Source organism: Tenacibaculum sp. (genome assembly GCF_048269885.1).
GTDB lineage: Bacteria > Bacteroidota > Bacteroidia > Flavobacteriales > Flavobacteriaceae > Polaribacter.
Genome location: NZ_JBLWTZ010000008.1, coordinates 114240 through 138261 on the forward strand (window position 1 = coordinate 114240; position 24022 = coordinate 138261).

The 24022-nt window shown below is 32.2% G+C and carries 27 protein-coding genes; 10 read left to right on the forward strand and 17 right to left on the reverse strand.

Going from position 1 to position 24022, the window contains the following annotated elements; translation table 11 throughout:
- The first annotated feature begins 3 nt into the window (after positions 1–3).
- Entirely contained in the window at positions 4–669 is a 666-nt protein-coding gene (locus tag ACN0WY_RS08060; RefSeq protein ID WP_417800036.1) for a phosphonatase-like hydrolase, read from the forward strand.
- Between the two features lie 143 nt (positions 670–812).
- A complete protein-coding gene (locus tag ACN0WY_RS08065) occupies positions 813–2627 on the forward strand; it encodes a hemopexin repeat-containing protein (RefSeq protein ID WP_417800037.1) in 1815 nt (604 codons plus the stop codon).
- A gap of 35 nt (positions 2628–2662) precedes the next feature.
- On the opposite strand, the gene ACN0WY_RS08070 is transcribed toward ACN0WY_RS08065, so the two are convergent.
- The 5 genes from ACN0WY_RS08070 to mtaB form a co-directional block, all read right to left on the reverse strand.
- Positions 2663–3238: a helix-turn-helix domain-containing protein gene (locus ACN0WY_RS08070; RefSeq protein ID WP_047790475.1), complete on the reverse strand. Its 576-nt coding sequence runs from the start codon at positions 3236–3238 to the stop codon at positions 2663–2665.
- A gap of 212 nt (positions 3239–3450) precedes the next feature.
- Entirely contained in the window at positions 3451–4353 is a 903-nt protein-coding gene (locus ACN0WY_RS08075; RefSeq protein ID WP_417800038.1) for a lytic transglycosylase domain-containing protein, read from the reverse strand.
- A gap of 36 nt (positions 4354–4389) precedes the next feature.
- On the reverse strand, positions 4390–5055 hold the full coding sequence (locus tag ACN0WY_RS08080) for an alpha/beta hydrolase (protein ID WP_330489093.1): 666 nt from the start codon (positions 5053–5055) through the stop codon (positions 4390–4392).
- Positions 5055–5801 (reverse strand): DUF6438 domain-containing protein, encoded by a 747-nt coding sequence (locus ACN0WY_RS08085; RefSeq protein ID WP_417800039.1) that lies wholly within the window; start codon positions 5799–5801, stop codon positions 5055–5057. Before ACN0WY_RS08085 ends, ACN0WY_RS08080 begins: the two co-directional genes overlap by 1 nt.
- Positions 5802–6145: 344 nt before the next feature.
- Positions 6146–7480 carry a tRNA (N(6)-L-threonylcarbamoyladenosine(37)-C(2))-methylthiotransferase MtaB gene (gene mtaB, locus ACN0WY_RS08090; protein WP_330489095.1) on the reverse strand — a complete coding sequence of 445 codons (1335 nt, stop codon included), beginning with the start codon at positions 7478–7480 and terminating at the stop codon, positions 6146–6148.
- Between the two features lie 127 nt (positions 7481–7607).
- On the opposite strand from mtaB, the gene ACN0WY_RS08095 reads away from it, so the two are divergent.
- The 3 genes from ACN0WY_RS08095 (at position 7608) to ACN0WY_RS08105 (ending at position 10100) form a co-directional block, all read left to right on the forward strand.
- Positions 7608–8108: a GNAT family N-acetyltransferase gene (locus ACN0WY_RS08095; RefSeq protein WP_330489096.1), complete on the forward strand. Its 501-nt coding sequence runs from the start codon at positions 7608–7610 to the stop codon at positions 8106–8108.
- A complete protein-coding gene (locus ACN0WY_RS08100) occupies positions 8105–8422 on the forward strand; it encodes an antibiotic biosynthesis monooxygenase (RefSeq protein WP_330489097.1) in 318 nt (105 codons plus the stop codon). The genes ACN0WY_RS08095 and ACN0WY_RS08100 overlap by 4 nt, the downstream gene beginning before the upstream one ends.
- Positions 8423–8540: 118 nt before the next feature.
- Positions 8541–10100, forward strand: coding sequence for an ABC transporter substrate-binding protein (locus ACN0WY_RS08105; RefSeq protein ID WP_417800058.1), 1560 nt, complete (start codon positions 8541–8543; stop codon positions 10098–10100).
- Here the strand turns inward: ACN0WY_RS08105 and ACN0WY_RS08110 are convergent.
- The 5 genes from ACN0WY_RS08110 to ACN0WY_RS08130 all read right to left on the reverse strand — a co-directional run bounded on the left by ACN0WY_RS08110 (position 10097) and on the right by ACN0WY_RS08130 (position 12807).
- Entirely contained in the window at positions 10097–10831 is a 735-nt protein-coding gene (locus ACN0WY_RS08110) for a YggS family pyridoxal phosphate-dependent enzyme (protein WP_417800040.1), read from the reverse strand. The two genes, ACN0WY_RS08105 and ACN0WY_RS08110, sit on opposite strands and share 4 nt — an antisense overlap.
- The gene (locus ACN0WY_RS08115) at positions 10824–11549 is read right to left on the reverse strand and encodes an ATP-binding protein (RefSeq protein WP_330489099.1); all 726 of its coding nucleotides are present in this window, start codon (positions 11547–11549) and stop codon (positions 10824–10826) included. The genes ACN0WY_RS08110 and ACN0WY_RS08115 overlap by 8 nt, the downstream gene beginning before the upstream one ends.
- Before the next feature lie 91 nt (positions 11550–11640).
- The gene (locus ACN0WY_RS08120) at positions 11641–12243 is read right to left on the reverse strand and encodes a MarR family winged helix-turn-helix transcriptional regulator (RefSeq protein WP_417800041.1); all 603 of its coding nucleotides are present in this window, start codon (positions 12241–12243) and stop codon (positions 11641–11643) included.
- Positions 12243–12506, reverse strand: a complete 264-nt coding sequence (locus ACN0WY_RS08125) for a DUF2024 family protein (protein ID WP_417800042.1) — start codon at positions 12504–12506, stop codon at positions 12243–12245. The genes ACN0WY_RS08120 and ACN0WY_RS08125 overlap by 1 nt, the downstream gene beginning before the upstream one ends.
- 67 nt (positions 12507–12573) lie before the next feature.
- Positions 12574–12807, reverse strand: a complete 234-nt coding sequence (locus tag ACN0WY_RS08130) for a thioredoxin family protein (RefSeq protein WP_417800043.1) — start codon at positions 12805–12807, stop codon at positions 12574–12576.
- 198 nt (positions 12808–13005) lie between these two features.
- Between ACN0WY_RS08130 and ACN0WY_RS08135 the strand changes: the two genes are divergently transcribed.
- The 5 genes from ACN0WY_RS08135 (at position 13006) to ACN0WY_RS08155 (ending at position 17148) form a co-directional block, all read left to right on the forward strand.
- Entirely contained in the window at positions 13006–14886 is a 1881-nt protein-coding gene (locus ACN0WY_RS08135; RefSeq protein ID WP_417800044.1) for an ATP-binding protein, read from the forward strand.
- A gap of 6 nt (positions 14887–14892) precedes the next feature.
- Entirely contained in the window at positions 14893–15534 is a 642-nt protein-coding gene (locus ACN0WY_RS08140; protein WP_330489104.1) for a response regulator transcription factor, read from the forward strand.
- Positions 15535–15643: 109 nt separating this feature from the next.
- Positions 15644–15985 (forward strand): zinc-ribbon domain-containing protein, encoded by a 342-nt coding sequence (locus tag ACN0WY_RS08145; protein WP_417800045.1) that lies wholly within the window; start codon positions 15644–15646, stop codon positions 15983–15985.
- 37 nt (positions 15986–16022) lie between these two features.
- Positions 16023–16442 (forward strand): hypothetical protein, encoded by a 420-nt coding sequence (locus tag ACN0WY_RS08150; RefSeq protein WP_330489106.1) that lies wholly within the window; start codon positions 16023–16025, stop codon positions 16440–16442.
- A 163-nt stretch (positions 16443–16605) separates the two neighbouring features.
- Positions 16606–17148: a hypothetical protein gene (locus tag ACN0WY_RS08155; protein ID WP_330489107.1), complete on the forward strand. Its 543-nt coding sequence runs from the start codon at positions 16606–16608 to the stop codon at positions 17146–17148.
- Here the strand turns inward: ACN0WY_RS08155 and ACN0WY_RS08160 are convergent.
- The 7 genes from ACN0WY_RS08160 to ACN0WY_RS08190 form a co-directional block, all read right to left on the reverse strand.
- Positions 17145–18140 carry a hypothetical protein gene (locus ACN0WY_RS08160; RefSeq protein WP_417800046.1) on the reverse strand — a complete coding sequence of 332 codons (996 nt, stop codon included), beginning with the start codon at positions 18138–18140 and terminating at the stop codon, positions 17145–17147. The genes ACN0WY_RS08155 and ACN0WY_RS08160 overlap by 4 nt on opposite strands.
- A 21-nt stretch (positions 18141–18161) precedes the next feature.
- A complete protein-coding gene (locus ACN0WY_RS08165) occupies positions 18162–18887 on the reverse strand; it encodes an aspartyl/asparaginyl beta-hydroxylase domain-containing protein (RefSeq protein ID WP_417800047.1) in 726 nt (241 codons plus the stop codon).
- Positions 18888–19095: 208 nt separating this feature from the next.
- Positions 19096–20109: an endonuclease/exonuclease/phosphatase family protein gene (locus ACN0WY_RS08170; protein ID WP_417800048.1), complete on the reverse strand. Its 1014-nt coding sequence runs from the start codon at positions 20107–20109 to the stop codon at positions 19096–19098.
- Positions 20110–20970: a rhomboid family intramembrane serine protease gene (locus tag ACN0WY_RS08175; protein WP_417800049.1), complete on the reverse strand. Its 861-nt coding sequence runs from the start codon at positions 20968–20970 to the stop codon at positions 20110–20112.
- Positions 20971–21012: 42 nt separating this feature from the next.
- Positions 21013–21738 carry a rhomboid family intramembrane serine protease gene (locus ACN0WY_RS08180; RefSeq protein ID WP_330489112.1) on the reverse strand — a complete coding sequence of 242 codons (726 nt, stop codon included), beginning with the start codon at positions 21736–21738 and terminating at the stop codon, positions 21013–21015.
- 7 nt (positions 21739–21745) lie between these two features.
- Positions 21746–23599: a DNA mismatch repair endonuclease MutL gene (gene mutL / locus ACN0WY_RS08185; protein ID WP_330489113.1), complete on the reverse strand. Its 1854-nt coding sequence runs from the start codon at positions 23597–23599 to the stop codon at positions 21746–21748.
- Complete coding sequence (locus ACN0WY_RS08190) at positions 23600–23881, reverse strand: riboflavin synthase subunit beta (protein WP_330489114.1); 282 nt, start codon at positions 23879–23881, stop codon at positions 23600–23602.
- Between the last annotated feature and the right edge of the window lie 141 nt (positions 23882–24022).

Below are 24022 nucleotides of genomic sequence, written 5' to 3' on the forward strand. Positions count from 1 at the left end.
TAGATGTTAGAAAATATTAAAATGGTTGTTTTTGATATGGCAGGAACAACAGTAGATGAGCAAAATGTAGTGTATAAAACCTTGAACAAAGCATTAAATGCACACGGAGTAGCAGTTGATTTAAATACCGTTTTAAGAATAGGAGCAGGAAAAGAAAAACATCAGGCTATTAAAGATGTTTTAGTTGAATTCAAGCCAAGTAAACTGGGGGAGTCTGAAGCAATATTTGAAGAGTTCAAAAAAATGCTGGATGAAGCTTATGAAAATTTAGAAGTAATGCCCATAAAAGGCGTAGAGAATGTATTGCTCAATTTAAGACAAAAAGGAATAATAGTAGTGTTAAATACGGGCTATAACAGACAAGTAGCAGAAAAGCTGTTAGAAAAATTGGCATGGGACAAGAACATACATTACGATATGTTATTAACTGCCTCTGATGTAGAAAAGGGACGCCCTCATCCAGAAATGATACACAAAGCAATGGAAGCATTTAATATAACCAATACCAGGTTTGTTTTAAAAGCTGGAGATTCAGCCATCGATATAGAGGAAGGTAAAAATGCCAATTGTGGAGTTACCATCGGTGTTTTATCAGGAGCACAAACTAAAGAACAGTTAGAATCTCAAAATCCAGATTATATTTTGTTGTCTTTAAGTGAGTTAGTTTAATAAAATGTAAATGATATGTTTGCTAAATATATCTTTAATGTTAGCTAATTTATCTTTGTATTAAGACTCGAAAACAATAGTTTAAAAGTTTACTAATAGTGTATTTTTGATTAATAAATTAACTATTAGTAAACTTTTTTTAAATGAAAACCAATTATGTAGTAAAGCTAAGCGCTTTAATTTTATTGTTCGCATTGTCGAGCTGTCAAGAGAACAATTTGGAGGAGGTATCCAAAGAACAAGGAAAACTAGAACGACAAACAAAGTCTTCTTTAAAGAAAAAGGTATTAGTCGTAGGTTTTGATGGAATCCAGTTTGAGAAAATAGCAGGAACTTCCACTCCAAATTTAGATAAGCTGAATATTGTAAAAGGGTATGCAGGAGGAATCGATAATACTTCTTCTGAACAAAAAACAAGTAGCGGACCGGGGTGGTCAACTATTTTAACGGGTGTTTGGGTAAACAAACACGGAGTTACAGACAACAGTACTTCGCATATTTCGAAAGCGAAAAGTGTTTTTCAATTAATTAAAGAATCAAATTCAGGACTAAAAACCGCTAGTGTTGTTACTTGGGGGCCTATTCACGATTTCTTTAGAGAGCAACTAAACTATATCGATTATCACTCAAAAAGTGGAGGAGATGAAAATACCGTTACAGGAGCTATCCATGCGATAAACAATGAAAACTCTGATGTAGTTTTTGCACATATAGACAATGTGGATAATATAGGGCATTCATTAGGTTTTGGTAGTGCTTATAATAATGCTATAACCAAAGCAGACGAACAGTTTGGTAGAATGGTAGCTGAGGTTGAAAAAAGAACAAACGAAGATTGGTTAATATTAGTAGTAACCGATCACGGAAGAGGCTTTGGTGGATTTAACCATGGGGGGCAAACAACGCAAGAAAAAACAATTTTTGTAGGAATGAACAAAGAAGGAAATGATGAATTTAATTCCTATGTTTCTAATGTTCCAAATCAAGATTTTGGCGGAATTTACGGTCATGTTGCACAAACAGCAATCGTTCCCTCTATCTTAACTCACTTAAACATCCCGATTCAAAAAGAATGGCAATTGAATAGTACTTCTTTAGTAGGAAATGTAGGGGTAAGAAAAGTAATGATGCAAAATGCGAATACAGTGTATTGGAGTTCTAACGCATCTAACAATGTTGATATTTATAAAAACAATGCATACGTAGCAACGGTACCTGCTTCGCAAGGGTATTTTACCGATGCTAACAATTCTGATGGAAGTATTAATTACACTGTATTACTTGACGGACAAACAGGTTCTGTAGCCTATAACAATTCTCAAATAATTGCAGGATTGGATTGGAATGATTTTACAGATAATAGAGCTTATTTTTTTAGAAGTGACAATAGCTATATACGTTATGACAAATTACTAGATAAATCTGATGATGGTTATCCAAAAGAAGTAAATAATAGTACTTGGCCAGGGTTAGGGGCGTATAAAGATTTAATTAGTGCAGCTTTTAAATGGCATAATCATAAAGGGTACTTTTTCTTAAAAGATGGAAGGTATTTGCGTTACGATATGAATAATGACTCTGTAGATTCGGGATACCCAGCAAACATAACAAATGGAAATTGGCCTGGGTTGGAACCGTATAAAAATAAAATTGTAGCAGCTTTTAAATGGAATAATAGCAGGGCTTATTTCTTTTTAAATGATGGAACTTATATAAGATATAGTATAACAAATGACTCAGTAGATTCTGGATATCCAGCAGCTATTACCAATGGAAGCTGGCCAGGATTAGGAGATTATGCAACAAAGATTACAGCAGCTGTAGATTGGGATGTAACCTATTGTTACTTTTTCCTTGATGATAATACCTATATTAAGTATAATAAATCAACAGATAGTGCAGTATCAGGTTATCCTAAAGAGGTTAACAATAGCACTTGGCCTGGATTAAAAAACTAAAAGGGTAAAATAAGTAGGGTGTGTGAGCACCCTACTTAATTATTTTCTGAATAAAAATATAGGACCAACATGGTACAAGGTGTTTGAGTGCGATTCACAGGTACATGAGGAAGCCTTCCGTCAAAATACAAAGAGTCACCTTCTTTAACTGTAACTTCAACATTATCGATAAGATAGGTGCATTCACCACTCATAATGTATTTAAACTCCCAGGCATCAGTAATTACTTTTTCTCTTTTAGAATTGGGAGATACAGTTAATAAAACAGCTTCAAAACCAACGGCATTTAAACTTTTACCAAAAATTTGATAATACGTAAACCCTTCAGCTTCTACTTCTTTTTCTATTAATTGCTGCTCTTCTTTTTTTATATGAATATATTTTGAACCGGTTTTTTTCTCAACCCCTTCAAAAAAAGTACTGGCATCTATTTCTAAAGCACTTATAATTTCTAATAAAACAGGTAAAGAAGGAATGGTTCTTCCGTTTTCTATTCTTGAGATTAGACCATTACTTACTTGCGCATTCGTTGCTAAAGTATTAATTGTAATATGTTGCTTTTTTCTAATTTCTTTAATTCGTTTCCCTATTCCGATTAAAAAATTATCCATAAATACTTACTGGTTTTTTCTTAGTTTTTTAACGCCATCCATTATAAACCAAGAAGCAAATAATACTCTAACGAGTAAAAAAATATATTGGTTTTCGGTAGTAAAGCTGAATAAAAGTCTGTACACCTCTCTTTTTTGAAAAAAGATAGAAAATGTACTAATTAAAATAAATATACCTATGAATAAATATACAAAAGGAAGTACTTTTTTCACTATTTAACGGGGATTTTAATTTCGTATAATTTTCCACTACGGTTGTTTAATTTGTTTTCTCTTAGCCAAGAGTTATGTAGCTTGAGCTCTTTGTAGGTAATTCCGAATTTTTTAGCAAATAAGGCGATATTACTAATAGCAGTATCTACTTTAACGGTATAGGTTTCTGGTAGGGTATATAAATCTTCTTGGTCAAAAACAAAACCGTATTCCTTAGGGTTTGAAATAATTTCTTTCAAGGCTAAAATTCTAAACACATAACGTTCAGTTTCATCTGGTAGTAAAGCGTCATAATAACTAGTTACCCCTTGCGTATCCAAGCGTTTAGAAATACCATAATTACCTGCATTGTAAGCTGCAGCAGCAAGTGTCCAAGAACCGAAACGTTCTTTTGATTTTTTTAAATACTCTGCAGCTACTTTGGTAGATTTTTCTATATGATAACGTTCATCAACATTACTATTAATTTCTAACCCGTATTCCTTTCCTGTTTGTTTCATAAAATGCCACATTCCCGCAGCTCCTACATGTGAAGTTTCATCAATAAACCCACTTTCAGCCAAGGCTAAAAATTTAAAATCGTCAGGTAAGCCATATTTTGCTAGTAAAGGTTCTAAAATAGGAAAGTATTTATTAGCACGTTTTATTAGTAACAATCCATTAGATTGCCAATAGGTATTTACTAAAAGCTCGCGATCCATTCGTTCTCTAATGTCAGGTTTTTCAATAGGAACTCGTTCTCCAGCTAAATTTAAATCGTTAGGTAGTTTTAACGCTTTAACCTCATAGCTTTCTGCCACATTTTTAAGGGTGGGTTCGTTTGATTTGCTTATCGTATTGGTAAATAAAATTCCAACAAATACGATAGTTAAGATAGATAAGAAACGGATTGATTTGTTCATGTGTTCTTTTAGTTTTTGTCAAGTTGTGTAATGGTGTTAATCCATCAAAAAACATTCCTTTTTTAATATTTCAGAAATAGTTTTTGCCTTGGTCAGTATCATCACATGGGTGCCATTGTCAATTTCAATTGCATTTTTGATGTACTTTATAGGAAAAACCTCGTCTTTTTTTCCGTGAATATGTAGTATGCCAGGAATCGATTCTTCTTGCTTCCAATGCAATACGTTATATATGGCCCACTGTAAATACTCTTTGTTTCTAACTGACAGGTATATTTTATACAGCTCAGCTCGTTTTTTTAAATAATCATTAAAAAAGTAACGTTCGTAACTTTCAATATTAGCAATAACTTTTGAAGGGAAAAGCTTATAGGCTTTGGTTATTTGTGCTAATTTAAGACGTTTAGGAAACTCCTTGTTGTTTTTAACACTTGATATAATAATTATTTTTTTACAGTCAATAATTTTACTCATCTCTTGTACCATAATACCACCAAAAGAAACACCAATTAATAGAGGGTTTTTGTGTTGAATTTTAGCACAGAGTCTTTGCGCATAGTCTTGAATACTTTCATCGATAGATGTTGGAGGCATCCAATCTAAAAAATGCAGTTCAAAATGTTCTTCAGGTAAAGAAATACGCTCAAATATTTTGGTGTCGGCAGCTAAACCAGGAACAAAATATAGGTGAGTTTTAGACATTATTCAATAAACTTTTTGTCTAATAAAAGACCATCTATATATTCATGTATATCAATAAGTTCATCAGGAATATCTTTCCATAAACGAATTAAGATTTGTTTTCCATCATGAACTATGTAAGTACTCGACAAATCTGGAATTTTAGGATTGTTATACGCGTCTTTAAAACTTTTAAAATCCTTTTTAGTAAGTTTTTCGTTTAATTCCTGTAGTTGTTTTTCAGAAAGCGTAAATTTTTGAGTTCCTTTTACAAGTACATATTCTACTCCGTTGTAAACAACGTTACCTTCTTTATCAATGGAAACAGTATATACGGGACAGTCACCAAAACATTGAGTCTTAGTAATTCTTAAAAGATTATTTTTTTCTTCGGAAATGATGTTAGTTAATTTTTCTTCCGTGTTGGCATCAATCAATCTGAACTCACCACTTTCCTGTAGTTTATCCATCCAAAAATCACGTTTTCCTTCAGGAACTTCAACAATACCTATTGTTGAAGCACCGGTTTCATAAGCTATTTTGCTCCAAGTTAAACCGCTGTTTTTTATAAGTGATTTTACATCATTAATACTTTTAGCGTTTTTAAGAACAACAATTAGCTCGTTTTGAGAACCTGTAGGCTTTGTAACTTCTTCTTCAATAGAAATCTCTTTTTCAGTTGGCTCTGTTAATTTAGTTTCAGAATTTTTTTTAGGAATACCACAAGAGATTCCTAAGGCTAAAAAAGAGTATAATAGGTATTTCATAGGTGAGTTTTTTTGATTGAGTGAACATTCATTTAGACTATAAAAATACACTATTATTTATCTTCAAAAATATTTAGACTGAATATTTTGTCAAGAACCCAAAAAGGAAGCCATATAAGTAGTCCTATAATGTTTATAGCAATTGTAGCGATCAAACCTAGAAAAGAAACTTATAATATAATTAATAAGGTTTGTATCGTTATAATACCCAAAAAAACTTCTAATGCTTTTCGGTTTTATGCTTCTAATAATTGCTATTCTGTCTTTGATTAAAACATACAAGAAAAATAAACTGCCGAATAAGAGTATACTACATAGAATATAAGAATACTTTTGTAAAGACATTAAGCAATCGCTTCAGTATCCACAAAATCAAAACGAACTAAACCGTCTTCATCAATTTTTGTTAACGTAACTGTGTGTAATGTATTTACTAGCTCAGGATTCCAAGGAGCTTTAACTTTTACGTAGTTTTCTGTAAACCCGTGGATATACCCTTCTTTGTTTTCACTTTCAAATAACACAGTTAAGGTGTTGTCTAACTGACTTTCATAAAAAGCTCTACGTTTTTTAACCGATAAGCCACGTAGCATTTTACTTCGTTTGGCACGTGTTTTTTTAGGAACAGCACCGTCCATTTCAACAGCTTCTGTATTGGGTCTTTCAGAATAGGTGAAAACGTGTAAGTATGAAATATCTAAATCAGCTAAATAGTTATAGGTTTCTAAAAACAATTCATCTGTTTCACCAGGGAAGCCAACAATAACATCTACACCAATACAAGCGTTAGGCATTACCTCTTTAATCTTAGCAACTCTATCTGTATATACTTTTCGCAAGTAACGACGCTTCATTTTCTTTAAAAGAGTGTCACTTCCTGATTGTAACGGAATGTGAAAATGAGGAACAAAGGTATTTGAGTTGGAAACAAAATCAATCGTTGCATCTTTTAATAAATTAGGTTCAATTGAAGAGATTCGTAAACGATTAATTCCATCCACTTTATCAAGTGCTTGTACCAACTCTAAAAAAGTATGTTCGTGTTTTTTATTACCGAATTCCCCTTTTCCATAGTCACCAATATTAACTCCAGTTAATACAATTTCTTTGATTCCTTTTTCTGAAATCTCTTTGGCGTTTTTTAATACGTTTTCTAAGGTGTCACTTCGAGAAATTCCACGAGCTAGCGGTATCGTACAGTAAGTACATTTGTAGTCACAACCATCTTGCACTTTTAAGAAAGCACGAGTACGATCGCCAATAGAATACGAACCTACATAAAAATCGGCATCTTCAATCTCACAAGAATGTACTTCACCAATATCATTTTTGGTTAAGTCGTTAATATAGCTCGTTACATTAAACTTTTCAGTAGCACCCAATACCAAATCTACCCCATCAACAGCAGCCAATTCTTCTGGTTTTAATTGTGCGTAACATCCTACCCCAATCACAAAAGCCTCTTCATTCTTCTTTAAAGCAGATTTTACAATACTTTTAAAACGTTTATCAGCATTGTCTGTTACTGAACAGGTATTGATTACATATATATCTGCTTTTTCTTCAAACTCAACACGTTCAAATCCTTCAGTAACAAAGTTTCTGGCAATGGTTGAGGTTTCTGAAAAATTTAATTTACAACCTAAGGTGTAAAAAGCTACTTTCTTATCTACATTCATCTTTTCTCTATCCTAAATAAAAAACAAAAGCCTTGTACAAGTCTTTAATTTTTTAGAAGTTCGTATAGTTTATTTAATCTACGACTGCTTAAAGCAGTTTTGGGTTTGCAAAAGTACGATAATATTCATGATTTTTGAAACGAAAAGATTACTTATTCGAAAGCTGCAAGTTGTTGATATAGAACCTTTTTATGAGCTAGAAAGCAATCCGAAAGTATTGCAATACGCCACAGGGGAACCTAAAAATTTAGAAGAAAGTAAGGAGGATTTAGAACAGTTGATAGCACGATATACCAATAAAGAAAATGATTTTTGGATATATGCCATAGAACGAAAAGAAGGTAGTGAGTTTATAGGTACGGTTGCTTTGGTAAAAGATGAAGAAGGAAATGATGAAATAGGCTATCGATTTATAGAACGATACTGGGGAAATGGCTTTGCAACCGAGCTTTGTGAAGGATTAATACAGTATTGTAAATCGGTAGGAATGAAAAAACTTATTGGGTGTGTGGTAGATGAAAATGTTGCTTCTGCTAAAATATTAGAACGATTCAATTTTGTTGCGATAGAGAAATTTATAAGTGACGATATTGGTTTGCCAGAAACAAAATATGAACTAATTTTATGATCGTAGATAATTTAAAACCTCCGTATTACGCAGTGGTTTTCACCACAACTCTTTCTGAGGATACAGAAGGATATTATGAAATGGCTGAAAAAATGGACAATTTAGCTAAAGAGCAGGAAGGGTATTTAGGTGTTGAATCGACAAGAAGTGAGGTAGGGATTACGGTTTCTTATTGGGAAAGTTTGGATGCTATTGTTAAATGGAAAAACAACATAGCGCATACTGAAGCTAGAAATATAGGGAGAGAGAGATGGTATAAAAAATACCAACTACGTATATGTAAAGTAGAGAGAGAGTATGGATTTGAAAAATAGAGAAGAGAAAAAAGAAAAAAGAAAAGAGAAAAGAGAGAAGAGAGGCTCTAGAAAGCGTCAGTTTGAATGTAACCGAGGCTTACAGTCTTTTTTCTTTTCTCTATTTTCTCTTTTCTTAATGGTCTCCTGCGAAAAAAAAACATCAACTTTTAACGATTCACAAGTTTTTCGTTATAACGAGCATTCAAATATTACTTCATTAGATCCTGCTTTTGCAAAAGATCAACGAAATATTTGGGCAGTAAATCAGTTATATAACGGATTGGTAGAATTGGATGATAGTTTACAAGTACAACCTTCGATAGCAAAAAGCTGGACAGTTTCTGAAGATGGAAAAATGTATCAGTTTCATTTAAGAAATGACGTGTTATTTCACAAGCATGAATTGTTTGGAAAAGATTCTACAAGAAATGTTGTAGCAAAAGATTTTGAGTATTCTTTTAATAGATTACTTGATAAGAATGTGGCGTCTCCAGGAGGTTGGGTATTACAAAATGTTGCTGATTTTAAAGCAGAAAGCGATTCTGTTTTTACCATCAATTTAAAGCAGCCTTTTCCTCCTTTTTTAGGACTGCTAGCTATGAAATATTGCTCGGTTGTACCAAAAGAAGCCGTCGATTATTTTGGAAATGAGTTTAGAGCAAATCCGATAGGAACTGGACCTTTCCATTTTAAACTTTGGGTTGAAAATACCAAGTTGGTATTGAGGAAAAATCCACTCTATTTTGAAAAGGATGAAAAAGGAAAACAACTTCCGTATTTAGAAGCAGTTGCGGTTACTTTTTTACCAGACAAACAAAGTGAGTTTTTACAGTTTATTCAAGGGAACATCGATTTTATGAAGAGTTTGGACGCTTCGTATAAAGATGATATTCTAAACACTGATGGAACCTTAAAAGAGAAATATGCTGCTACAATCAATATGCAAACAGGAGCGTATTTAAACACGGAATATTTAGGAATATATTTAGATGGAGAAGAGGAACATCCAACAACATCAAAACTGATACGACAAGCCATTAATTATGGTTTTGATAGGGAGAAGATGATTAAGTTTTTGCGAAATGGAATTGGGAGTCCTGCTACAAGTGGATTCATTCCGAAAGGATTGCCTTCATTCAATCATCAACAAGGATATTCATACAAACCTGAAGAAGCGAAGAAGTTAGTTGCGCAGTACAAACAAGAAACAGGAAATGAGAATCCGCAAATTGCCATTACAACGAACAGCAATTATTTAGATTTGTGCGAGTTTATTCAACGGGAATTACAAAAAATAGGAATAGTGACTAAAGTAGATGTGATTCCGCCTTCAACATTGCGCCAAGGAAAAGCCAATGGTAAGTTGCCTATTTTTAGAGCAAGTTGGATTGCTGATTATCCAGATGCAGAAAATTATGTGTCGTTATTTTATAGCAAAAACTTTACACCAAACGGCCCCAATTACACACACTTTACAAATGAACTTTTTGATAGGTTGTACGAACAATCCATTAAAGAAGTAGTTGTAAAAAGGCGTCACAGACTATACCAAAGAATGGATAGTATTATCATTGCAGAGGCTCCAGTAGTTCCATTATACTACGACGAGGTAATTCGTTTTACACAGAAAAATGTTATAGGTTTAGGAATTAACCCGATTGATTTGTTAAATCTAAAAAGAGTACAGAAAAACTAAGCGTTACTTTTTGTTTCGTTCCAGTAATAGCTGTCAGGGTAGATACGTTCTCCAAATATAGCGGTTCCAACTCGTACAATAGTAGCACCTTCTTCAATAGCAATTTCTAAATCACCACTCATTCCCATTGAAAGCTCTTCCATAGCAACATTCGGAATATGCAGTGCCTTAACTTCTTCTTGAAGCTGTTTTAAAAGGCGAAAACATTTTCGAACTTCATCTGATTTTGAGCTTAGCAAACCAATAGTCATGAATCCTTTGATATGGATGTTTGTAAACTTTGAAATTTCTTTTACAAGCTCAATGGTTTCCTCTGGATTAGCACCAAATTTACTTTCTTCAAAAGAGGTGTTTACTTGTATGTATACATCTATTTCTTTTTCCTCTAAAATTAAGCGTTGATGCAATTTTTGAGCTACAGATAAGCGATCGATAGATTCAATACAACTAGCCCATTTTATAACTTCTTTAATCTTGTTACTTTGTAAATGACCTATAAAATGTACTTCAGGTTGCAAGTGTTTTATGGCATTACATTTTTGTTTTAGCTCTTGTACTTTGTTTTCACCAACAAGAGCTTCACCTTGCTCTAAAGCAAAATTTATTTTGTCTGTATTTACCGTTTTTGTAGCTAATAACAAACGAACATCTTTTGGGTTTCTATTCGTTTTTTTACAAGCAAATTGTATTCTTTGATGAATAATGTTGAGGTTGTGTTGAATATTATCCATTTACCAATTGTCTATTACGTTCTTCTTTTTCAATAATTTTATTTTTAACAGCTCTAAAAGCAAGGTCTTTTGCTTCAGCATACGATATCCCGTATACACGATTTACTTCTCTAAATTCTTGAGGAAATTGTTGTAGTAAAGTATCATAATAATTATCTAAGTCAGCTTCACTAGGTGCTTCGAACTTGAGTTTTAGTTGAAAACGTCTTAAAAGAGCAGTGTCAATAACACTAGAGTGATTTGTGGCAGCGATTAATAAAACATCATTTGGAAGTTGATCTACAAGTTGAATAACTGTATTCACCAATCGTTTCATCTCACTAGAATCTTTACTGTCATAATCACGCGCTTTACCGATGTAATCAAACTCATCTAAAAATAAGACAGCACTTTCTCTAGTAGCTTTTTTAAAAACTTCGGAAATATTTTTAGCTGTTTCTCCTAGTTTTGAAGAAACAATGCTGCCCAAATTAAGTATGATAATTTTTTTATCTAGCGTTTTAGCAATAGCTTTAGCAGTGGTAGTTTTACCACAACCAGTATGTCCGAATAATAAGATTTTATTATCAACAGGCAGTTTGTATTTATCTAAAACAGCAACGTGTTTAAATTCTTTTAGTAGTTGATGTAGCGTATTTTTGTTTTCATTGCTAAGATGAACTTCGTGTAGTTCAATAGTTGTTTCTTTCGATTGAAGAATCAAGTTATGTATAGCCATTTTATAATTTTTTGTCAAAAATAAAAGGTTGTACCTAATAAATTAAACCTTTTAACATACCGTTAAGAAGTAGGATTGATGCTTTAAAATATCAACTCTTAAATTCATGTTCCGGACAATCAATTCTTAACTCTTTAGAGGCTAGTTTAGATTGTAAAAGTTTACAAAAATGCTCATCGTTTTCACGTTTATAATAAGAACAAGTAAAACACATTCGTTGTATGGTTATAACCCCTGCTTTGTTTAGTTGGTATATTACTTTTAAGAGTCCTGCAAGTATATTTTTCTTCTGGTCTTCAGGTAATGAACTTAAAGGCTGCTCTATATTAAGTGTAAAATTAGCTGATTTCTCTGCCATTTGTTTTCCTTGATCAGTTAAACCAATAATATAACTTCTAGTATCGCTAGGGGTATGAAACTTTTGAACTAATTCTTTTTTTAATAACACCCTAACACTATCACTAATAGTAGCTTTAGTCATGTTAAACTCTTCAGCTAAATAACTCACTTTACATTTCTCTTCTGAATGAAACAGTAAAAAGATTAGAAGTTGAATTTGGATAGGGCTTAAAGAATTCTCCTTGCTTTCGCTCCAAAGAAGTACCCTGAAAGCTTCCGAAATTCGTTCTAAAGCCACAACTATTTTGCTTTCAATTTTAGTGTTTTGCTGGTTTAAGTCAAAAGGAGATTTCATCAATTACAGTTTTCCATTTCGTATATAAAATACCCCTTTTTATGAATAGCATCTTCCCATTCAGATTTGAGTATTTCAATATGGCAAAATACACATTCTTTTGAAGATAGTTCAAGGTTTTCTAAGCCTTTCGTTTGTAAATATTCTTTGCCATAATTAAAAATAATGTCAGTGTCTTTATTGCTAGAAGGCACAATAATATCAAAATGCATTATTGTAGTATCTTTCTTAGTTACATAAGTATCCCAAACCGCTACTTCCATTTTATATAATTTAAAATATTAAAAAGCTCTACGAAATTAGGAATCCTAACTTTGTAGAGCGAAAAAATTATCCTTTTACTTCTTCCATTGATGCTCCAAAATTAATATGGAGAACATTACCAGTAGGAGTTACCAAAGCAGGGACAGATTGTACACCGGCATTTTCGGCTTCTATAATTCGACTTTTGTCTTCTCCAAAGTGAACTACTTCAACATTGTCAGAACCAATTAAGTTAATAATGTCTTGTTCTGCGCTTACACATACAGGACAACCTGCGTGATAAAAAATAGATTTACTCATAATGTTTGATTTTAAATTCAGTACAAATATAGTTAGGTTTCCTAACTATAAAAAATATTTTTGAAAATTTTTATAAAAATTAGTTTTGTTAGGTAGGTGGGTTGTAAAGAATAAAGTTGGTAATAGTGAATTAAGAAATAAAAATGTTATGTAATTTTAGCAGTTCTTATTGTTTATAGAAAAGAAGTAATGATTGAGATGAGCATAAATTACATAAAAAGAAAAACGTGGTTGTTATTGGTAAAACAAGCTATAATCACCATTCTTTTGTTTTTCACTTTAAAGGGAATGTCGCAGTCGGGAGGAGTGCAAAGGTTTAAAGCTTTTGGTGTAAACCCTACGATACCCAATGATTCTCTTTTTTTTAAAATAAATACGGCTAAAAACTTCCAAGCTACATACAAGGCCACATTTGATCTTATTGAGTTTCACAGAGAAAAAGGAAATTTAGATTCCATTATATACTATGGAAACCAACTGTATGCGGAAACAACAAAGAGTACATTGATCGATAAAGAAAATCATTTAGCAAAGGTTTCTAGTATCGTTGCTGAAGGAAAGTTAGAAAAGGGACTTTTTGATGAGGCTTTGAAATGGTTTTTTAAAGGAATAGAGCATTCAAACAACAAACCGAATAATGAGTTGTTTGTTAAGAATAGAATAGGGCTGGGGGTTGTAAAATATGTGAGAGGAAAAGAAGAGGAAGGAAAAGCAATTATAGAAGAATGTATTGAAAGTGCTCCAAACGAAAAGCTAAAACACGATGCCCTTTTTGAACTGGCTTTTATGTATTACACAAGAAATGAGTTTGAAAGAGCAAAAGAAAATTATGAGAAGGCAAAATTATTTTACGTAGCCGAAGGCTTGGTGAAAGAAGCTTTAAAAACCGATTTATGGCTTAGTAGAATTTTGCATAAGGAGGGTAAAACAACTGAAGCTTTAAATCTTTGCTACCATGTGTTTAACGATTCACTATCTCGTGGTTTCTTTACCTTATACGCAAAGGCAGGTAATGTAATTGGAGGCTTTTATTTGAAAGAGGGAGACTATGAAAATGCCAAGACTATATTATCTACAGTATATATAAATGCTATTCAATGGAGTAATTTAGAAATAGAAAGAAGCGCTATTTTAGGTCTTCAAAATGCTTATGCAGAAACAGGAGACTATAAAAACGCCCATGCGTTAATGACACAATTAAATCGCGTTAACAATGAAATTTTAGTAAGTCAAAATAAACAGCAAGTCAATGAATTAGAAGTACAGTATAAAACCCTAGAGCAAAAACAAGAAATAGAGCGACAAAAAACAATGAAAGCCTACATACTAATAGCTTTTCTTATTGTATTGATACCTGTACTAGCTTTGTTGTATATGTACTACCAAAAACTACAAACACAAAGCAAACTCAATAAAACATTAGAAGAAGTAAACCAACAAAAAATAACTACCTTACTTAAAGACCAAGAATTAAAGTTGGTAAAAGCGTCACTGGAAGGGCAGAATCATGAAAGAAAACGTATTGCCAGAGAGTTACACGATAGTATTGGAGGCAACTTAGCAACTATAAAATTGCAATTATCTAATAAGAGTAAATTAGAAGAAGAAAGTCTCATTAAACAAGTAGACGAAACCTATAATCAGGTACGAGAATTGTCTCATAATTTAATGCCTAAAAAGTTTAAAGATTCTGCTTTTACAACAATTATAACAGAGTATATAAACAATGTCAAAGCACTATCTAAAGAACAAATAACGCTACAAATTCATCCAGTAGAAGAGGTGGATCAAATAGATGAGAACTTGAAAGTAGAGCTTTATAAAATAATTCAAGAATTATTAACCAATGCATTAAAACATGCGAAGGCTGCACAAATAGACATTCAGCTTTCTGTATTTAATAACACCGTACAACTACTTTTTGAAGACGATGGTGTTGGCTTTGATCAAGAAAAAGTAAAATACGGATTAGGATTTCAAAGCTTAAAAGATAGATTGAAAACAATTAGAGGAAATATTTTGATAAACTCTTTTCCCAGCAGAGGAACAGTGATAGATATTGATGTACCTTTAAATTAATAGATAATGACTTATAATATAATTTTAGTAGATGACCATAAAATGTTTTTAGAAGGATTGGTAAACATTTTTAAAAATGAAGAAGTGTATAATATCTTACTAACAGCAAATAGTGGTAAAAATGTAATAAAGTACATCAAAACAAATCCAGAGCAACACATAGACATTATTATTAGTGATATTTCTATGCCAGATATAGATGGTGTTACATTGAACGATTATATAAAAAAAGAACATTCAGGTATCAAAACATTAATTGTTAGTATGCATACAGATACCGGAATGATAGATGCATTGATAAAGAATAATGTTGACGGATACCTGTCTAAAAATGCCACACAATCAGAATTGCTACAAGCTGTGCAAACCATTCTTAATGGCGAAAAATATTTTTCACAGTCTGTACGAGAAGCTTATATGGAAACTATTTTTAATAAAAGAAAAGAAACCTCTGTAATGTTAACAGCAAGAGAAAAAGACGTACTTAAATTAATTGCTGAAGAATATACGACACAAGAAATAGCAGATAAACTCTTTTTAAGCAAACATACTATTGAAAGTTACCGGAAGAATTTGATATCTAAACTCAACGTAAAAAACCTAGCAGGATTAACAAAATACGCAATAAAATTAGGGCTTGTAGAGTAATAGTTTAGCGTACCCCCTGAAAACAGGGTAATAACTTTCACTAGTTTCAGTCTATTTAAATAATAGATACTCTCGCATCTTTGTACCGTAATTATTAAGTAATAAAGTTATGGTCATTTTTGGATGGCGAGAAGCCAAAATAAATATACAGCCAGTAAACAATCACAGTTGCAGTTATTGCAATGCACAAGAGCGTTTATTTATTCAAGTAAACAGATTGTATCTACACATATTTTGGATTCCTGTTTTTCCATTGTTTAAAAAAACATACAGTATTTGTGGACATTGTAAATTAGAAATGAGCAAAAGTCAAATGCCACCAGATTTACAACGAAAGGCCAAAGAATACAAACAAACCAGTAAAACTCCTTGGTGGATGTTTTCGGGACTTATCATTGTAACTTTTTTAATGCTGTTTATGTTTTCTTCAGCACTTTTAATTCTTAAATAAGAAAAATCAATATAAACCATTTAAATTTTAATTAAACATGATTTACGGAATCTCATTAGTATTTTTAAGTATAGTAGCAGTACCGTCTTTAATTCTATCAAAAAAACCAAACGCCAAAGAATTATTAGAAAAAATAGAACCTTATCAAGGGTGGATTGGACTTGTTTTCTGTGTTTGGGGAATTTGGGGAATTATTTCAGCCGTTTTAAATATAGGTTGGTTAACTACAGCACCAATATGGTGGGGAACCTTTTTAGCAGGAAGTATCGTTGAAGCAGGGTTAGGCTTTATGTTAGGATACGGAATGATAAATAAATTAGTATTATCAAACAATCCTGAAGCTAGAGAAAAAGCAGAAATATTGAGAGGGAAGATTGCTCCAAAACAAGGAAAATTAGGATTGTTAGGAATAGCTGTAGGAATATGGATGATTGTAGCTTCATTTATATTCATATAAACTAATTAACTAAAGGAAAAGAACAAAAACGATATAACATTGTAAACGAAGGCTTCAATAAGATGGGAATGTGGGGTTGCTATCAAAAAATCAAAAAAAGCCTTGTTTGCAATGTTTTTTATAAGATTAATATTATTTCATAACGCAACAGATTATGCTAGAAATGAAAAGAAAGACAAATGTTTTGGGAATAATAACACTGCTACTGTTATTTGTAAGCTGTCAGAAAGAAACTCCGCAAAAAGTGATTGAAAAAACAGTGCTAAAAGCTAATTTATTAATGGCTAATTACGGGATAGGATATTTTGAACAACTTAAAGAGTTGCAAAAAAATGAGTACCTAACGTATTACGATAGCGATGGGGAAGAATATGCTGCTACCTACTCTCAATACCTTCATAAAGTAACCATACCAGATCTTGAAAAAAGTCTTAGAGAGATTCAAAGGTTAGCAGTAAATGAAGATTCAAAAGAGTTAATTAGCACCTCAGTTGCGCTGTTTGAATTTTGTATCGATTTTTATAAACAAGACTATGCTGAAATTGCTTATATGTATGATGAAGGAAAAACTCAACAAGAAATTAATCAGCTGCTGAGAGAATTTAAAGCAAAAAGTTTAGAGGAGTTTAAAGAGAAAAACCGTACACTAGAAGAGGCAGCCAAAATTTATGCTGAGAAAAAAGGAGTAAACTTGAAGTTTGTTTAAACAATTCTTAATTCAAGCTTGGGTTTAGAGCCAAATACATATCGAGAATAGATAGTTAAGGGCTTTTTTTTGTTGTTAGAAATATCCTGAATGTATTTAGGAGCGGTTAAACCACTTTCATTGATAAGAAGTTTTTCATTTTTATAAATTGTAATTTCTGTCATCACCACAATCTCTAAAGCTATAGAAAGCTCTTTGCTCTTTAAAATAGTCTGTTTTTTAGTAAAATTTAATTCGGCTGTAGTTTTGTCAAACCACCAGTCATTAGAGCCCATAGCTTCCTTACTAACTTCAAAAACGTTGTGATGTGAGCGGTAATATTTTTGTTGAATGTTAGGTTCATCATTTTTGTAAGAGCTAGTACCAATAGACAACGTTATTTTCTCAGGAATAAAAACAGTATCTGGATTAGACTGCCTCATTAAATTATAAAAAACAGCAACCTGTTGCTCACTATCCAACGCACGTTGCATGGTTTCGCTTACAATAATATCAGGAGAAATGCTTTTAGCAAACTGATATTTTGTAGCATCTGTATTTATAAAATTAATACGATGTGTTTCTAAATCGAATTTTTGAATTGTACTTTTTAACGCTTCAAAACTCAGGGGGTTTATTTCTAAAAGTGTATAGGTTATATTAAAGTTGGCATACCTCAATACAAAAGGAAGGATAAGCGAAGCAAAAGGACCAGTACCCGCGTAAAGGATATGTAGTGAGTCTTTTTGATGAATTCTTTCCTGAATAGCTCTCTCAATGCCTTTAATAAATTTACGGGTTCTTTCTAAATCATCAAGGCAATTAGCCGCCCATACTGTACCTATTGCAATACCATTTTTACAATGGATATTGTTTCGATACGCTTCACTATCTATGATTTGGTTTGAAATGCTACGCAGAAGTTGTTTGTACTCTTTTAAAGTAGAAGAATAATCAGAACTTTCTTCAAAGAGTTGAGAGCTAATGCGTAATAATTCATCTTTTAAATTCATTGTAAGTTTTTATAAGAGCTGTTATTTTGATGCAAGCTTTATAAGTGTTTGCTCCATTTCATGAATAAGCTGTTTTGAAGCAGGTTCATTTTGACGTTTTAACTCGTTTAAAATCAAACGAATTGTTTCTGGTGAATCAGTTTCTTCCTGTATGGGGTGGAAACTTTCTTTAGGAGCGAGTGAATAAAATAATGCATCAGACCATTCATTTCTTATAGCATCAATAACCAAATGAATACGATCTTCAGTTCCTTTATTAGCAACAGAATGTAGGTAATTTACATTCGTATACCAACATTCACCAGGCAACATATTTAATTGCTCATCATTTAAAATAAATTGAACTTGGTTATTGGTAACAATTGGAATATGTATACGAAAGCTTCCATCTTCATACCCTAGTTGATGATCGCGATGAGGTTTTATCTCTGCACCAACACCTAAACGTAACAAACGAGCTGATAAAATAGGAGATTGAAAAGAGTTAATGACCTCTCTAAAATAATTACAATCATTCATTATGGGGGTTTCTTGAATCGTATTGTTATCGTTTTGAAAGGCATAAATATTAGAAGCATCGCCATTGCTAGTATACAAAGGAATTGCTTTCCACTCACCTTCATATCCAGATGTGTTAAAGTGAGGAATCCAATGTTGGTTTACAACGAAAGCGTAGTCATACAAAAGCTTATCAATATCAAAAAGAAAAGGAAGCTTTAAAGATGCGGTAGTTTTAAGGTTTCTCACTTGCATGTAAAGATTAAAGTTCAAATAATTTACTAGCAAGTTACTAGAAAAATTATAAAAGAAGCACTTTTTTAGCATAAGTGCTCGATTTTTAAGCATGTATGGAAGCATACTCAAAACATAAAACTAAACGGCTAATTCGTTTTAGAATTGTTTTTTAGGTTTAAGCACAACTTGTATTCAGTGAAAAACTTTTGCTAAAGTAAAATTACCAATGCAAACGAGCCATCACAGGGTAGTGGTCAGAAAGCTTAAGATCTCCGTAGGTTTTAAACTGATTAATGGTCGCTTCTTTATCCGTTAAAACAAAGTCGATACGCATAGGGTAGACGTATCTAAAAGATTTACCTAGACCGATTCCACATTCAATAAAAGCGTCTTTTTTATCAGAAGCCAATTGTTTATAAGCCCAAGAATAAGCAGTGTTGTTAAAGTCACCACAAACAATTTTTTTGCCTTTCCAAGAGTACTCATGTTGTTGAATTAATTGAACCTGACTTACTTGTTTTACAAAACCATTTTCTAAACGTTTAAATAAACGCTCAGAACTTTTTTCTCCAAAATTTTCTTTTTTCGGATTTAGCTTTAATGATTCTAAATGTACATTATACACACGAATAGTGTCTTTTTTTACAAGAATATCAGCAAAAATCGTATTGTTAGCACTCTGTTTAAAATCGAGAGAACCAGCATTTATGATTGGGTGTTTGGAGTAAATAGCCAATCCAAATTTATTCGTTTTCGTTTTCGTTTTGATGTATTTATAAGGAAGTTTAATGTCTAACATTTTAGAGTTGTAAAATTCCTGTACAGCAATAACATCTGGACTCTCATTATTGATGAACTCGTAAATCTTCTGCTCGGTCGTTACATCATCTTCGTGTTTATAATGGTTGAATAGATGTACGTTGTAACTCATTATTTTTAAATCATTATTTAAAATGACTTCCTTATTAGAGAATTTAACCAAGGGAGTAGAAGCAAACCACCCTATAGTCAAAACAAGTAATGATAATAAAGCATTTCGATGCATTTTAATTAGCCAATACACAAAAAAAGCAATGTTTACGATAACTAAAAACGGAACAAACAACCCAAAAACAGCAAGGAAAGGAATCGTTTGTGGAGATATGTATGGAAGTGCATATGATAGCAATAAGACAGCCGCAAAAACTGAATTGATAAAGAATATAAACTTATGAGTTATCGAAAACTTTTTCATCTAATTTTTTCCTTGTTTAAATAAAAACTCTTTTTCACTTTTACTTAAAGTGTCGTAACCAGACTTACTAATTTTATCTAATATAGCGTCAACTTCTTCTTGGTTTCTAGATTTATCAACGTTTGGTTTTGGTGTTTTATTACCAGATTTATAAACTGTTTTTAGCGTTCTTTCTTTTTTAGAAAAAAGGTTGTTTATCGATTTAAAAATAGCGAGCTCCTTATTACTAGCATTACGAACATAGAAAAAACCTAGTAGAGCGCCACCTAAATGTGCTAAATGTCCACCAGCATTACCAGCAGGAATTTGAATAATATCAAGAGCAATCCAAATACAAGCTAATACCCACAGTTTTACAAAACCAATTAGCGGAAACTTTAATTCGTAGTTAGGTATATAGGTAGCAATACCAATAAAGATAGCAGAAATACCAGCCGAAGCACCCAACAAGACATTTATGTCAATCTCTTCAGCGAATACAGGAAAAAAATTATAGCTAGCTATAAAAACAATACCTCCAAAAAGTGTTCCTAATAAATAAAAACTAAGTAGTTGTTTAGAAGTAAAATATTGTTTGAATAAATGACCGATATAAAATAAAGCTATCAGGTTAAATAAAATATGTAAAAAGCTAGTGTGTAAAAAACCATAGGTAATAATCGTCCAAGGTTTGGTTAAAAAGTCATCAAAGTTGGCAGGTAACGCAAACCACTTTACTAAAAAATTAGTTCTTGATTTAAAGAAAAAATTGAAAACATTTGTTATGTGTACCAATAAAAATACAGCTAAGTTTACGTAAATTAATTGCTCAACAATTCCTGCATGTTTAAATCTATATTTTAAGTTTTCAAGTACATTCATGATGTATAACTTCAGTAAGAATGAAAATTTTTAGCTACTAAATTAATGAAATTTAAATTGATTTTTTTTCCAGTACCAAGCAATAATAAAACCAATAATAGCTCCACCAATATGCGCAAAATGTGCAATATTACCTATAGAATAGCTTGTCATACCAAAAAACAAGTCACTTAAAATGATTAGAGGAATAAAGTATTTAGCAGCGATAGGGACAGGGAAGAAAATCAATGCTAGTTTGGCATTAGGATAGGTCAATCCAAACGCAACTAAAACTCCATAAATAGCACCAGAGGCACCAACGGCAGGGGTATGATATAAGCTATAAAACTCACGCATAGTTTTATTAGATAAAGTTATTAAGCTATCGTTATACTGCCCAGAACTTAAAATGTTTTGAATTTCAGCAGGAGAAACACCCATTCCAATTAACTGTTCGTATATTCCATTAAATTGATAGTAATTGGCAAGCGTGTAAATTAAACCTGCGCCAATACCAGCGGAAAAATAGAAGAATAAAAATTTATTTCGTCCCCACATTTGCTCTAGTGGAGTACCAAAAGCCCACAAACCGTACATGTTAAAAAGTAAATGTGCAGGACCACCATGCATAAACATGTGCGTAATATATTGCCAAGCTCCAAAATGTTCATTTTTGGGATAATGTAAAGCAAATAGATTAGTTAAATCCATGTTTAATAACTGTGGAGCAAAATACATAATTACGTTAATAATTATCAAATGCTTTATGGCTTGTGTTAATCTAGGCATAGTACTTTTATTTATTAAAAATGGCATCTATTTCATTTAAAGCTAATGTTTTAAATGTAGGTTTGCCAAAGGGTGAAATGTTAGGTTCTTTGCAAGAAAACAAGTTGTTTACTAAATTTTCTTGTTCTTTAGCATTTAAAGAAGTTCCTGTTTTTATGGCTAGTGACTTTGCAAATGATTTTGCCATCACGTCAAAGTGGCTAAAGCTAGTATCAGGGACTTCGAGTTTAATATCGTCTAATAGTTGTTCTAAAATAAGAGTGATTTGACTTTCACTTATTGAAGTGGGAATTCCAGCAATAACCACACTTTCTTTAGTGAATTCATCAAACATAAAACCAGCACTCTCTAAATCGGATTTTATACTGTATATCATTTCTATGTCAGATGAAGAAAAAGAAATGTTTACAGGAAACAGCAGTTGCTGACTGCTTGCTTCTTTAACAGTAATATTCTCTAAAAATTCTTCATACAAAACACGTTGATGTGCTAAAGATTGATGAATTAATACCACACCTGATTTTATAGAACTCAACAAGTATTTTTTTTGAATTTGGAAAGTTTTTCCTGTTTCAGTTTCTTGTTCAGATTCAAAAAGTTGCTCTTGCTGAATAGGTTCAAAAGTTTCAGAATTGCTATACAAAGCCTCCCAGTTTCCAACATCTTTTTTAAAGTTAGATTGGTAACTCTGTGTTGTACTGCTTTTCGGAGAGCTACTCGTACTCAAAGGCTCTTTATAATTAGTTTCCGTTTTAAACGGATTAAATGTAGGATCAACAGTTATTGGAGGAACAGATGAATTACTCTTTTTACTATAATCGTAAGGAGTATCTAAGGTAGCATCTCTGTCAAAATCCAATACAGGAGCTACATTATACTGTCCCAAACTGTGTTTTACAGTAGCACGTAAAATAGCATACAATGCTTTTTCGTTATCAAACTTAATTTCCGTTTTTGTCGGGTGAATGTTGATATCAATTGTATTAGGAGGAACCTCTAAATACAAGAAATAAGAAGGATGCGAACCATTTTCTAATAACCCCTCAAAAGCATTTACTACAGCATGGTTTAAATAAGAACTTTTTATAAAACGGTTATTTACAAAAAAGAATTGTTCACCACGTTTTTTCTTTGCAAATTCAGGTTTAGCAACAAAACCGTTAACAGTAATAATATCTGTTTGCTCATTAATAGGAACCAATTTTTCGTTCATTTTAGTTCCAAAAATAGCTACAATACGTTTGCGTAAGTTACTTTTCTTTAAGTGATAAAGCTCGTTGTTGTTGTGGTGTAATAAAAAAGAAATAGTAGGATGTGCTAAAGCTACACGTTGAAATTCATCAACTATATGACGCGTTTCAACAGTGTCAGATTTTAAAAAGTTACGACGCGCAGGAATGTTAAAAAATAAGTTTTTAACAGCAATACTAGTCCCTTTCGCGGTTGACACTACTTCTTGAGAGGTTATTTCACTTCCTTCAATTTTTATCTGTGTTCCTAACTCAGCATTTTCCTGCTTCGTTTTTAATTCAACATGTGCAATGGCAGCAATAGAAGCTAAAGCTTCTCCACGAAAACCTTTGGTGGTTAGATTGAATAAGTCTTGTGCATCTTTAATTTTTGAAGTGGCATGACGTGCAAAACTTAAGCGGGCATCGGTAGCGCTCATTCCTTTACCATCATCAATTACTTGAATTAATGTTTTTCCAGCGTCTTTTAACAATAAGGTAATCGAAGTAGCACCAGCATCAATAGAATTTTCAATTAGCTCTTTTACTACAGAAGCAGGGCGTTGCACAACTTCTCCTGCAGCAATTTGATTCGCAACATGGTCGGGTAGTAGCTGTATAATATCGGACATTTAGTTGTTTTTAGGGGAAAAAATTGTAAGGTCAAAATCGATAATAAACAAGAAAATAAGCGTTAAAAGCAACGCTATAATCACGATGGTTTTGTTCAGTTTGTAACCAGATTCTTTTAATTCGTCAAAAGCAGCATTGAATTTTCCCTTTAAACTCTTTCTTTTTCCAACAGTAGTTCTGTACTCATCAAACTTATGTTTTACTTGATAAGGGTTACCTTCCCCTTTGTAATAACGAGGTTTGTAATCGAACTTTTTATTTTCTCTTTTGATAAATCCCATAAAATTATTGCTTCTTTAATAGCTTAAGTGGAACAAAAATCACACCAAATAAGACGAATTCCAAAGTTACTGAATTATAGACAGGTGGTCAAAAAATGTGTATAAATTAAAGTTAAAAAGCGTCAAGATTATATTGAATCT